General features: G+C 32.4%; 12 protein-coding genes. 3 read left to right on the forward strand and 9 right to left on the reverse strand.

What is annotated here, in order from left to right:
* Positions 1-19: 19 nt before the first annotated feature.
* Positions 20-472: a poly-gamma-glutamate biosynthesis protein PgsC gene (gene pgsC / locus HMPREF2706_RS01200; protein ID WP_030058780.1), complete on the reverse strand. Its 453-nt coding sequence runs from the start codon at positions 470-472 to the stop codon at positions 20-22.
* A 4-nt stretch (positions 473-476) separates the two neighbouring features.
* On the reverse strand, positions 477-1,634 hold the full coding sequence (pgsB, locus tag HMPREF2706_RS01205; RefSeq protein WP_002432337.1) for a poly-gamma-glutamate synthase PgsB: 1,158 nt from the start codon (positions 1,632-1,634) through the stop codon (positions 477-479).
* A gap of 464 nt (positions 1,635-2,098) precedes the next feature.
* Between pgsB and HMPREF2706_RS01210 the strand changes: the two genes are divergently transcribed.
* Positions 2,099-2,419, forward strand: a complete 321-nt coding sequence (locus HMPREF2706_RS01210) for a hypothetical protein (RefSeq protein WP_030058779.1) — start codon at positions 2,099-2,101, stop codon at positions 2,417-2,419.
* Positions 2,420-2,439: 20 nt separating this feature from the next.
* Here HMPREF2706_RS01210 and HMPREF2706_RS01215 read toward each other — a convergent pair whose 3' ends face one another.
* The gene (locus HMPREF2706_RS01215) at positions 2,440-3,312 is read right to left on the reverse strand and encodes an AraC family transcriptional regulator (protein ID WP_070862138.1); all 873 of its coding nucleotides are present in this window, start codon (positions 3,310-3,312) and stop codon (positions 2,440-2,442) included.
* 103 nt (positions 3,313-3,415) lie between these two features.
* Here HMPREF2706_RS01215 and HMPREF2706_RS01220 point away from each other — a divergent pair, with 103 nt between their 5' ends.
* Positions 3,416-4,336 (forward strand): DMT family transporter, encoded by a 921-nt coding sequence (locus HMPREF2706_RS01220; RefSeq protein ID WP_030058776.1) that lies wholly within the window; start codon positions 3,416-3,418, stop codon positions 4,334-4,336.
* 91 nt (positions 4,337-4,427) lie between these two features.
* On the opposite strand, the gene HMPREF2706_RS01225 is transcribed toward HMPREF2706_RS01220, so the two are convergent.
* The 4 genes from HMPREF2706_RS01225 to HMPREF2706_RS01240 all read right to left on the reverse strand — a co-directional run bounded on the left by HMPREF2706_RS01225 (position 4,428) and on the right by HMPREF2706_RS01240 (position 7,308).
* Complete coding sequence (locus HMPREF2706_RS01225) at positions 4,428-5,399, reverse strand: alpha/beta hydrolase fold domain-containing protein (protein ID WP_070862139.1); 972 nt, start codon at positions 5,397-5,399, stop codon at positions 4,428-4,430.
* A gap of 105 nt (positions 5,400-5,504) precedes the next feature.
* Complete coding sequence (locus HMPREF2706_RS01230) at positions 5,505-6,353, reverse strand: YitT family protein (RefSeq protein WP_002432918.1); 849 nt, start codon at positions 6,351-6,353, stop codon at positions 5,505-5,507.
* Positions 6,354-6,507: 154 nt separating this feature from the next.
* A complete protein-coding gene (locus HMPREF2706_RS01235) occupies positions 6,508-6,834 on the reverse strand; it encodes a thioredoxin family protein (protein ID WP_030058773.1) in 327 nt (108 codons plus the stop codon).
* Between the two features lie 66 nt (positions 6,835-6,900).
* Positions 6,901-7,308: an acyl-CoA thioesterase gene (locus HMPREF2706_RS01240; RefSeq protein ID WP_030058771.1), complete on the reverse strand. Its 408-nt coding sequence runs from the start codon at positions 7,306-7,308 to the stop codon at positions 6,901-6,903.
* A gap of 184 nt (positions 7,309-7,492) precedes the next feature.
* Between HMPREF2706_RS01240 and HMPREF2706_RS01245 the strand changes: the two genes are divergently transcribed.
* Complete coding sequence (locus HMPREF2706_RS01245) at positions 7,493-8,548, forward strand: zinc-dependent alcohol dehydrogenase family protein (RefSeq protein WP_070862140.1); 1,056 nt, start codon at positions 7,493-7,495, stop codon at positions 8,546-8,548.
* 112 nt (positions 8,549-8,660) lie between these two features.
* On the opposite strand, the gene HMPREF2706_RS01250 is transcribed toward HMPREF2706_RS01245, so the two are convergent.
* Both HMPREF2706_RS01250 and ptsG read right to left on the reverse strand, forming a co-directional pair.
* Positions 8,661-9,419: a CPBP family intramembrane glutamic endopeptidase gene (locus HMPREF2706_RS01250; RefSeq protein WP_030058766.1), complete on the reverse strand. Its 759-nt coding sequence runs from the start codon at positions 9,417-9,419 to the stop codon at positions 8,661-8,663.
* A 138-nt stretch (positions 9,420-9,557) separates the two neighbouring features.
* Positions 9,558-11,624, reverse strand: coding sequence for a glucose-specific PTS transporter subunit IIBC (ptsG, locus tag HMPREF2706_RS01255; RefSeq protein ID WP_030058764.1), 2,067 nt, complete (start codon positions 11,622-11,624; stop codon positions 9,558-9,560).
* Positions 11,625-11,866: the final 242 nt, after the last annotated feature.

Consider the following 11,866-nt stretch of genomic DNA (forward strand, 5'->3'; position numbering starts at 1 on the left):
ACGCGCTCCTTGTTCGTGATTAGTTGATAAAGCTATATAAGAACAAGATGACATAAGTAATACAAGTTAATAACATTGTAGTTGATAATGTAATTACGACACCTTGCTTTTGAACCGTATTTGCAATGATTCCTGGAATGACAACACCAATACCTGAAACTTCAACCATCTCAAATGGCGTGAGAGGATAAATTAAGTCAAATATAAACTTGAGTACCATACCAGTTAAAATCATAGCAGCGAATTTTCTTCTACCATATAAAATCACCCAATTACTAATACCGTTATTAACAATAAAGTAAGTTAAACAACTAATAATCAATACTGATAATAACATTATGGGTTGATCAAAAATTAAAGCTAAGTAACCAGGAACAACAAGTCCTGCCGGGTTGATCCCGAATTTCTCAGCAAATATTAAACTGAGAATAACACCTACGAATAAGGAGAAATATAACTCTGAACCTATCATTTTTTTATTCTATCCCTTCTATGAATTCCGCTATTCTTCCACCCGGGCCGTGGATGTTTCCTACACAAAAGACAAGTGCATTTTCTGACTCATGCATAATTCCTTTTTCAATTTCAGAGAATTCTTGCCCTTCGTAATTTAAATATTTCTTATCTGGCATTTTTTGCATTAGGTTTGAAACCATTTGCGTACTCTTACCAGTACAAATTAAAACATCATAATCAACATCTTCTAAGAAATTTTCAACGAATAATTGTGTTCTATCAATTCTATCTGAACGACAATTTAAAATGATAATTTTCTTTTTGTATGGATAATTATATGATTCAACTTTATTCAAAATTGCCTTTGTAGATTTTGGTTCATTTGCAGCAAAAGCATTAACAAAGACATTTTGCGTGTTATTTGCATGGAAATATTTAATACGCACCGCACCTGGATCGGCTGGGGCATTTAACATACCTTGAAGTGCTGTTTCATAATCTACACCAACAGCCTCTGCTATACCTAAGACAATGGCAACATTATCCGGGAAGACTAAGTAGTCAAATTTTCTTAAGTATGATTCAGGTATTTCGTCTTTATCTACAACGATGATTTCCGAATTTCGCTTTTTAGCTTCTTTCGCGAAGAAATCAGTATATTCATCTTTCATTACAACTAATTTACCATTATATGGAATAGTTGCTGTAAAGGCTTGAGCTACATCTTTAAGAGTTGGACCCAATACATCCATGTGATCTTCCATCACGTTTACAATAACGCCAATGTTTGCCTTTACTAAATCTTTTTGGAATGTAATTTGGTAGTCAGGGTTAACAGCCATACACTCATTAACAAGTGCGTTTGCTTTTTGCTTTACAACCTTACGAATAATATCACGCTGTTCACCAATATTTGCACCTTGAGGTTTTCTAATTACATCGTATTCTTTCTGTGTGAACCAGTACATCATTCTTGCATCTGTTCCAGTCGTTTTACCGATTACTCTGTAATGGTCTTCTCGAAGCACACTGTAAGCCATTCGAGTGATTGTAGATTTCCCACGAATCCCATTGATATTAATTCGTAAAGGGATTTTCTTTAGTCGATTCGCATGACGTCTTTTTTCTTTAATTCCTAGCCATAGAATCAACAGGACACACACTATAATGAGAATCAATCCGTCTTACCTCGCTTTTCTATGTAATATTAAATTGTTAATGGAAAATGATAAACACTAATTTAAATTAATTAACTCACAATTTTTACAAAAATTTAAAACGTTTCCATCATAGTAAAGTCTAAATAAAAAATTAATCAAAAGTCAATATAATCTATATAATTCATCATAATTCATTACAAATTTTTTTATTCTCTAACTAGTAGTAGACTATCATGTGCGTGTTGACTCAGTTTTAAATCTTTTAACCCAACATTAAGATAATGTAAATAAATGTAAAGTTATTGCATATACACTATGCATTTTTTAGAAAAAATGATAAATTTTATTTTTATATTGTAGAATTTTTTAATTCATTTCATATCTTTAGTAAAGTAATGAGAATTTTACTTTGAATTTACATTAGCTTAAAAAACACATGTTATCTTTAATATGAAAGTTACTACGACCTTAGGAGGATATGGATGGATAAACCAGTAAAACTCGCTGTTGGCGTCTATCTTGCAATCATACTAGTTGTTTGTAGTTGTTATCTTGCTTTTATACTTATCGGTAGTTTACAAGGTAAAGATATGAGTAATTCAGTTTTAGATAGTGATCATTCTCGTATCAACAACACATCTAGAAATAGTGATGAGGACGTAAGTTCAACATCAAGTCATTCAGATTCATCTCATTCACATTCTTTCACAACTTCTAACTACAAAAATGTAAATTCGAATAACACTCAAAATAATTATCATCAAACACCAAAAAATGCGAATTCCAGTTATCAGGTATATTGATAACAGAATTCGCATTTTTATTAATGTGATAATTGAAATTGTTTAGGTGTAACTTTGTATTTATCTTTAAACACCTGTATGAAATAACTCGTTGTAGAAAAACCGCAATCCATAGCTACTTCCGTTACATTATTATGAGTTAATTTAAGTTGCTTTGCGCCCTTTTCCAATCGATAATGCAATAAATATTGAAAAGGCGTCATACCTACATACCTTTTAAAGAGCTTAATCGTTTCTGAACTGCTAATGCAGGATATCTTACATAAGTCATGCATTTTTATTTTATATGTGTAATTCCTCTGAATAAAGTTTATGCACTCCTTTATTCTTTGATCAAAGTAATAATATTGTTTGGAATGATGAGTTTGATCAATCAGCATGACGAGATATTTCAAACAAATATAATACTCACTTAATATATTAAGTTGATAATGCTTATCTTTTGCTTCAAATAATTCTCCTACATTTTTTATCTTTTCAATTAATATCTTTTCTTCTACATTGACACCATTTATTTTCATATAAGGATGCTTATCAAGCGTATTAATAATTTGATTTACATATTTATAATTTACATAGTCTGTCGCATCAGGTAAACCAATATTCCAACAGTAAAAGGAAGTATCCGCTTCAAGCCCTTCTATTTTATGAACTACATTTGTATTAATAAACAAAGCTTGATCCTTTTTTAATACAACGGTTTGATTAGCAATTTCAATTTGAATAGTCCCACAAGTGACCACCATTAGCTGTAAATCATTGTGCCAATGCAAAGGGATATAACCTAGAATCGTTTGGTCAAGTTGAGTATGTAACATGATATGTTGCCATAAGGAATCTGGATAATGAATAATTTCTTCTAAATTATCTTTCAATCGGATATTTATTGCCATGAATATCAACCTCAACATATTGATACTTTTTTAAAGTAAAAAGATATATTTCTCATTATATACTATATATCATGAGATTAATCATCATTATGGAGGTGGCGAATTGAAAGGTTATAAACAATCGAGATTAAAAGGTATCTTATTCGCTATTATAGGGGCAAGCTTATGGGGATTAGGGGGAACTGTTTCAGATTTTCTATTTAAGCATGCAGGAATCAATGTAGACTGGTATGTAACTACAAGATTAATAATTAGCGGTTTATTTTTATTAGTCATGTTTAAAATAATGAATTCTAGACAATCCATATTTGTCATTTTTACTCGTGTATCTCACGTGATTACTTTGATAATTTATAGTCTCTTTGGCATGTTAATCGTTCAATATGCTTACATGGCATCAATTAATGAAGGTAATGCAGCAGTCGCTACTTTATTACAATATATTGCGCCTGTATATATCATTCTATGGTTTGCATTCAGAGGTAAAGAAAAGCTAAGGGCATTTGATATAGTTGTTGTACTCTTGACACTTGTCGGTACATTTCTGCTCTTAACAAACGGTTCACTTTCTAAATTAATTGTTGCCCCTTCAAGCTTATTTTGGGGAATCTTGGCCGGATTAGCTCTAGCATTTTACACTATCTATGCGGAAAAATTATTGAATAAATATGCCTCCATTTTAGTCGTTGGTTGGGCAATGATTATTTCCGGTATAATTATGACTTTACGTCATCCTATTTGGAACGTCAGTATGACTCAATGGCATGTGTCCACGTTTCTTTATTTAATATTTGGAATTATTGGAGGCACTGCTCTAGCATATTATCTATTTATTGATAGCTTGAAATATCTATCAGCTAAAGAAACAACGTTATTTGGTACGATAGAACCTGTAGTTGCAGTTGTAGCAAGTGGTTTATTTCTAGGTGTATCATTTAAGGCTTTTCAAATATTAGGAATTATTATCATAGTCGTTCTTATTTTAGTTCTTTCTTTGAAAAAGCAACCCAATATCGACAACTAAAATGATTACCAGCCACTAAAAATTAAAAAACTCACATGAGGAAATACCATAATGAGTGATTTTTCGCATGTGAGCTTTTAACTTATCGAAATTATTTTAGGATAATACGCTTTAATTGTTCTAAGAAGCGTTCTCGTTCTGGAATAGGAAAAATAGGATAAATATGGAACAAGCTATAACCTGGTATAAATTCGTGATTAATACCCTTTTCATTCAACATAGTTGAGAATTTAACAGCATCTGGATACAATGTTTCTTTCGTACCCGTTGTTATAGTAATATGCCCCAAATCCTCTAAATCTCCATACATTGGTGATAATTTGTAATGATCTAAAGGTGCATCGCCAGCCCATAAATTGACTAAATATTTACTACCTTCAATACCCAACATTGGATCTTCTTTTTCATATTTTCGAGCTTCTGGATTACTAAATGTTGCATCTAAAACAGGTGAAATTAATACAATATGGCTTGGTTGTGGTTCACTATCTTTTTTAAGCTGTTGAGCAAACGCTAATGCAATTTGTCCACCAGCAGAATCCCCCATTATTATCATTTGTTTTGAATCATCTATTTTATTTAGCAAATGATGATACAGCTTTGTCAGTAATTCAAATGTAGTACGATAATCCCTATGTGGAATTTTTGGATAAATTGGCATAACAACCTTCGCATTTAGCGAATCAGCCAATAAATCCATGTATTCAAAATGATAATCTAATGGGTCCTGAAACCATGCTCCACCGTGTATATACAAAATAGTACGTTGATCGCGTTGTCCTTCATCATTGACGATATAAACTAAGGAACCATCGTAGTCTTTAATTTGAACTTCATGACTAAATTCATAATCTGTTCCACTATATTTACCCGCTGTTTCGTATTTCGTTTCCTCTAGAGCTTTTTCTGCATCTTGTACATTTTCAAACGTTTTTTTCATTCCAGACATGCGAATCATTTTTTCTTGTAAAAAGCTCTTATAACTTCTCTTTTCTTTGACTCTTGCATATAAAATTGTGCCGACAATAGTGGATCCTATAATGGTTGCTAATTTTCTCAACATCTGAAAGTCGACCTCCTCATTTTCTATTTAATACCATTTTAAATCAAAAATAGAAAAACTTTGAGTAAATGACTTCAACAGTCCCTAATTAAATAAGAAGATTAATTATTTAGTATTAATAAAACCATTACCTAAGACATCACGCACATCGTGTATGACGAGGAAGGCACTTTCGTCATAAGAATTAACAATCTTCTTCACAGTACCAATCTGACTTTGTGAAACAACAGCGTATAATACATCTGTATTGTTTTGCTGATAAGCGCCTTTACCACTTAATAATGTTGACCCTCTGCCAGTTGCTTGATATATGTCAGAGCTTATTTGTCTATTGTATTCAGAAATCACTGTCACAGCCTTCTTAGGATTAAAACCTTCTACTACAAAAGCCATTGCTTTCTCCACTATGAATAGCATAACAATTGTATAAAGTACATTTGAAACCGGTAAGACAAGAAGGAAGGATAGCACGACTAAAGCATCTAAAATTAATAATGCTTGAGAGGTTTTTACTTCTGAATATTTGCTTATAATTCTAGCAATAACTGATGTCCCGCCTAATGTACTTTGAGCAGCAATAACAAGTCCTGTGCCAATACCGATGAGTAAACCAGCGAAAACAGAATTGATAAAGTTTTCATGAATACCTAATCCAAAATGCTCTGTTAAATCTAGGAAAATAGAACTTGCTGTAATCGTTATTGCAGTGTATATAGCAGTCGTTCGGCTTAAAAATTTCCATCCTACAACAATTAAAATAGCGTTAATAATAAATGAACTTAGCGCCGGTGAAATACCTAATGTATAGTTCAAAATAAGCGATAGACCAATTGCTCCACCTTCACCTAAATTACCAGGAATAACAAAGCAATTGACTCCTAACGCAATAATTAACGTCCCTAGTAAACAAAAAATAACGTTTTTAAAGTGTTCTTGACGACGTTTTTTCTCCATTTGAGCCTCCTCCAAGTGTTTTCATTTTTTATATGTTTGATTTTTCTTATTCTTGAAAAAGTCACACGTCTCTAATAATAACACTAAGTTTTTGTCTACCCAATCAATGAAGTTTAAATAAAAAAAGAAATGAAACAAAAGTTGTTCCATTTCTTTATTTAAGAGAATCATGCATTAACTTAAGTTGATGTTCAAACGATTGCATATCGATAAAACGTCCTTGTCTATGCATTTCCTTACCATTTAAGAAAATTAAATCTACCGGTACTGTAAAAATTGATAATTCTCCAGCAATCTCCTCTACATGAGATTGATTGACGACACCTAATTTTGCAAAAGGATATTCTTGTAATAAGTCTTGAAGTTGTGGAAGGACAGCATGACAAACGCTACAATGATCTCTCATAACATGGATAACTGCTAGTTCATTAGATTGAATAAACTGGTTAAATGCATAAATACTTTGTAATGTTTGAGTCATGGTCATCACCTTCCTTTTATTTTCTATTATTATTAATTAAAACTTTTCTTTTAGCAAAGTTTTTATTTAATTTTTAAGAATATCTTGAAATACTTGTGGCATTTTTGTGATTTTTTCTCTATCTAAATCATAAAATCCACCCATTTGAGACCCTACGCAATGCACTTTATCACCTGACGAGATTTCAAATTTAAAAACCCATTTCAATTTACTAGCTTGAACAAGCCAACATCTACCCACTGGGCGATCGTGAATCGTTATAGGCACTTTATATTCAATTTCAGTTTTCATAAGGATCGGCGAAATGTGATTCTTAATCATCTCTGAGTAATTCATATATTGATTAATAAATACTGTTCGTAAGTCTTCAAACCATCTGACATAAACAATATTACTAACAATACCCATAGCATCAATATCGTAATTATTCACTTCTATCTCTTTCTCAGCTACTAATTTACCTTCATGATTCATAACTCATTCTCCTTTACTATATTCAATTTTATTTTACAACGTTATTTACAGATTTTCATTTAGATAAACTGATTAAGATTAATATGAGTAAATTTACTATTTGTCATAAAGATGACTTAAACCGCTTACAAGAAGCATGGTATAATTATTGTGAAAATATTCACAATATTAGGAGGTTTTGCTAATGAAAGCATACAACTATGTTAAACCCGGAGTGGCTGAACTCATTGATAAAGAAAAACCAGAAATTACTGAAAGTACTGATGCTATTATAAGAATGGTTAAAACAACAATTTGTGGAACTGATTTACATATTATTAAAGGAGATACTCCTGAAGTTACTGAAAATACAACTTTAGGTCATGAAGGTATTGGTATTGTAGAATCTGTTGGTAGCAACGTTAATAACTTTAAAGTCGGTGATAAAGTTATCGTATCTGCTATTTCTTCATGTGGTAAGTGTTACTACTGTACAAAAGGTATATACGCTCATTGTGAAAATGATGGCGGATGGATTCTTGGGCACTTAATCAATGGTACTCAAGCTGAGTATGTTAAAGTTCCTTTCGCAGATAACTCTTTATATCATGCACCCGCTTCTTTACCTGATGAAGCACTTGTAATGCTATCAGACATTTTACCAACAGGTTATGAAATTGGTGTATTAAAAGGAAAGGTCAAACCAGGAAGCACTGTTGCAATAGTAGGTGCTGGTCCAGTTGGTTTAGCTACACTGTTAACTGCACAATTCTTCTCTCCTTCTAAAATAATCATGATTGATTTAGACAATAACCGATTACAAACAGCCCGCTCTCTTGGTGCAACGCATTTAATTAATTCTAAAAATGTCGAAGAGGCTATACAAAAAGTGAAAGAATTAAATCCTCGCGGTGTAGATGTAGCCATTGAGGCAGTAGGTATCCCACAAACTTTTGACTTATGTCAAAAACTCATTGGTGTCGATGGTACGATTGCGAACGTCGGCGTTCATGGTCTACCTGTTCAATTTGATATAGACAAACTTTGGATTAAAAATATCAATGTAACCACAGGATTAGTTTCTGGTAATACAACTGAAGAATTGTTAGAAGCATTAAAAAGTAAAATTATTCAACCTGAACAATTAGTTACACATTATAGTAAATTAAGTGATATTGAAAATGCCTACGAATTATTTAGAAATGCAACTGACCATAAAGCAATTAAGTTACTTATAGAGAATGATATTACTCCAGTATAATATACCCTTTTTTAAACACTAAAAAAATAAGCATTTAATTCTTACTTAATCATTATGTGACAGATGACCAAGTTTGAATTAAATGCTTTTTGCTAAATCAAAACTTTCATTATTATTTAAAATAGAAATATAAGTAAATAATTAAAAAAGGTAGCGTTGTTAAAGAATTGTTAAATATATGTACCATCATACTGTCCTTCAAGTTTCGCCTTCTATCATAAGCAATATAGAGAATAATTCCCATTAAAAAATAAATTGCATAAGAAAATATATTTGATGATAGATGTTGAGAGCTGAATATCAATGATGAGAAAATTAAGGGTAGCCAAAAGCGGCATTTCATAAATAAAGTTTCCTTAAAGATTCCTCTAAATACCAATTCTTCTAAATATGGTCCTATGATACAAAGACACAATACGGTTACTAATACAATAGTGGGATGAGGTAAATGGCTTTTATCCATAAGTGAACTTAAACTGTCATCTATTGTTTCCTGATTTTGTGTGTTTGAATTACCTGTAAAAATAAACATTAAAGCATTCGCACTAATACTACAGAGAATTACGAGAAAGAAAAAACCAATATTGATAAAGATATCTTTAATACTCATCTTAAAATCTTGATATTCATAAGTACGATATAAATAATAGGATCTTATCCCCCAAATGATTAAAAGTGTAATTCCTAGAATAAACATACTCATCGCTATTGTATACCAATCATTCAGTCTTAAAGATAATGGAAGTGCAACAAGTGATAAACCCACAGGAACTTGTATTACGACTATCATTATTAAGTAGATGAGAACATTGATTATCTTGTTCCCTTGATGTCTAACTCTAGAATTCTTGTTTATTTTAGAATCACACATACTTTTAACCTCCAGCTTTAGTGATAACATTTATGTAACTTACATTACTACATTGCTATTTATTGTTACCGTTGTCAATGTTATACAAAAAAAGTGCACATCTTTGAAATCTCAAAAATATGCACTACCAATTATGTGTTATTTAATTTTCATTATAACTTTTCCTGGATCTACAGATTTAACATCTTCAATTGTTAATGTTTTATCACCTAAATTTGTGATAATTACCGGCGTAACAATACTTGGTGCGTTATCTTTTAGATAAGCTAAATCAATTTTCATTAAAGGTTGACCTTGTGTTACAGTTTCATCAGCTTGAACAAAGCTTTCAAAGCCCTGTCCATTCAATTTAACTGTATCGATACCAATGTGAATTAAGACTTCTACACCTGTATCTGATTCTAAACCAATCGCATGTTTCGTTGGGAAGATGGTTTTAACTGTACCATCAAATGGTGCTACAATTTCGCCTTTTTCAGGAATGAAACCTACGCCATCGCCCATCATTTTTTCAGAGAAAACTTTATCCGGAACATCCGTTAATGGAATCATTTGACCATGTCCAGGTGAATAAATTTCAGTTTCAATGACGTCTTCTACATGAACTGGTTCATCAGAAATCTCTTCAGTTACTGTTGTCTCACTAGGTTTAGTAATTTCTCCACTCATAATCTTTGCCATGTCATGCTTAATTTGATCTGATTTTGGGCCAAATATAGCTTGCATGTTATTTCCTACTTCTAGAACTCCAGAGGCACCTAACGCTTTCAATCCTTGAACGTCTACCTTCGATTTATCTGCGACTTCAACTCTAAGACGTGTAATACAAGCATCTAGATGTTTAATATTTTCTTTACCGCCCATAGCATCTAATACATCAAATGGTAATTTAGCAACACTTGAATTGCGTATCTCTTGTTCTTTATCTTCACGACCAGGTGTTTTTAATTTGAATTTTCTAATTGCAAAGTCAAATAAGAAGTAATACACAATCGCATACACAATACCTACTGGAATAACCCAAAGCGCGTTTGTGCGATGCCAGTTAAGTAAACCGTATAAAATATAATCAATAAACCCTCCGGAGAAAGTCATACCTATTTTTACACCTAACAAGTGCATGACCAAGAAAGAAGTACCTGCTAAAAATACATGAATCACATATAAAATGGGTGCCACAAATAAGAATGAGAACTCTAATGGTTCAGTAATACCTGTTAAGAAAGAAGTTAAAGCTGCTGATAACATTAAACCTCCAACAACTTTCTTACGTTCTGGGCGAGCATTTTTATAAATGGCGAATGCTGCCGCTGGTAAACCAAACATCATGAATGGATATTTACCTGTAGTGAATGCGCCAGCTGTAAATGGCACGCCATCTTTCAATTGTGCCATCCAAATTCTTTGGTCTCCACGTACTAAATCTCCAGCGTGATTTGTATAATGGCCAAATTCAAACCAAAATGGTGCATAGAAAATGTGATGCAGACCGAATGGAATAAGTGATCGCTCAATAATCCCAAAAATAAACGTAGTTAAAGTTAAGTTCTTATTCAATAAGAAGTTTGAAAGCCCATTTAAACCATCTTGAATAGGCGGCCAAACAAAACTTAATATGATACCTGTCGCAATTGCGACAACTGATGTCACGATAGGTACAAAACGCTTCCCTGCAAAGAAACCTAAGAATGCTGGTAATGTAATGTTATAAAATTTGTTATAACACCATGCAGCTAAGGCCCCCATGATAATACCACCGAATACCCCTGTTTGAAGTGTCGGAATTCCAAGAATTAATGCATGAGCAGGATCTTTAGCTGCTTGGCTTAATTCCTTAGCACCATTTGAGTATGAGAATATATCATCAATAGTGATATGTAGAACTTTACCCATTGTCGCATTCATAATAAGGTAACCTACTAGTGCTGCAAGTGCTGCTACACCGTCTCCTCCTGCTAAACCAAGTGCTGTTCCGATTGCAAATAATAACGGTAAATTGTCAAAAACCACTTGTCCTGAAGCTTCCATAACTGAAGAAATTGCTACAAACACAGGATGGTTTAACCACGGTGCAAGGTGAACAAGTTGTTCATTATGCATTGCATTACCAAATGCAAGCAAGATTCCGGCAGCAGGTAATATTGCTACTGGTAGCATTAATGCTTTACCAATACGTTGTAACTGCCCAAATAGCTTTTTAAACATATTAAACATTCCTCTCCATCTATAGTTGATACATGTAATGGCATAAAAAAAGACATGAACAAACAAGACCATCATTTTCTTTAATAACTCAAAAAGATGGTAAACCTCATTTGCTCATGCCTGCATAACCAGTAACACGCAATATTTAATATTTATTTACACTAAGTATACACAGTTAATAAAGCGTTTACAAGACAATTTTTTTATTTTTTATATAAAAAGAACCCGACTTAATAAGTCGA

The organism is Staphylococcus sp. HMSC067F07, from assembly GCF_001837405.1.
Classification (GTDB): domain Bacteria; phylum Bacillota; class Bacilli; order Staphylococcales; family Staphylococcaceae; genus Staphylococcus; species Staphylococcus capitis.

Excerpts from the sequence above, each read along its gene's own strand:
- HMPREF2706_RS01235 (WP_030058773.1), bottom strand. The coding sequence starts at position 6,834 with ATGACTCAAACATTACAAAGTATTTATGCATTTAACCAGTTTATTCAA.
- pgsC (WP_030058780.1), bottom strand. The coding sequence starts at position 472 with ATGATAGGTTCAGAGTTATATTTCTCCTTATTCGTAGGTGTTATTCTC.
- ptsG (WP_030058764.1), bottom strand. The coding sequence starts at position 11,624 with ATGTTTAAAAAGCTATTTGGGCAGTTACAACGTATTGGTAAAGCATTA.
- HMPREF2706_RS01245 (WP_070862140.1), top strand. The coding sequence starts at position 7,493 with ATGAAAGCATACAACTATGTTAAACCCGGAGTGGCTGAACTCATTGAT.
- HMPREF2706_RS01250 (WP_030058766.1), bottom strand. The coding sequence starts at position 9,419 with ATGTGTGATTCTAAAATAAACAAGAATTCTAGAGTTAGACATCAAGGG.
- HMPREF2706_RS01225 (WP_070862139.1), bottom strand. The coding sequence starts at position 5,399 with ATGTTGAGAAAATTAGCAACCATTATAGGATCCACTATTGTCGGCACA.
- HMPREF2706_RS01230 (WP_002432918.1), bottom strand. The coding sequence starts at position 6,353 with ATGGAGAAAAAACGTCGTCAAGAACACTTTAAAAACGTTATTTTTTGT.
- HMPREF2706_RS01210 (WP_030058779.1), top strand. The coding sequence starts at position 2,099 with ATGGATAAACCAGTAAAACTCGCTGTTGGCGTCTATCTTGCAATCATA.
- HMPREF2706_RS01240 (WP_030058771.1), bottom strand. The coding sequence starts at position 7,308 with ATGAATCATGAAGGTAAATTAGTAGCTGAGAAAGAGATAGAAGTGAAT.
- HMPREF2706_RS01215 (WP_070862138.1), bottom strand. The coding sequence starts at position 3,312 with ATGGCAATAAATATCCGATTGAAAGATAATTTAGAAGAAATTATTCAT.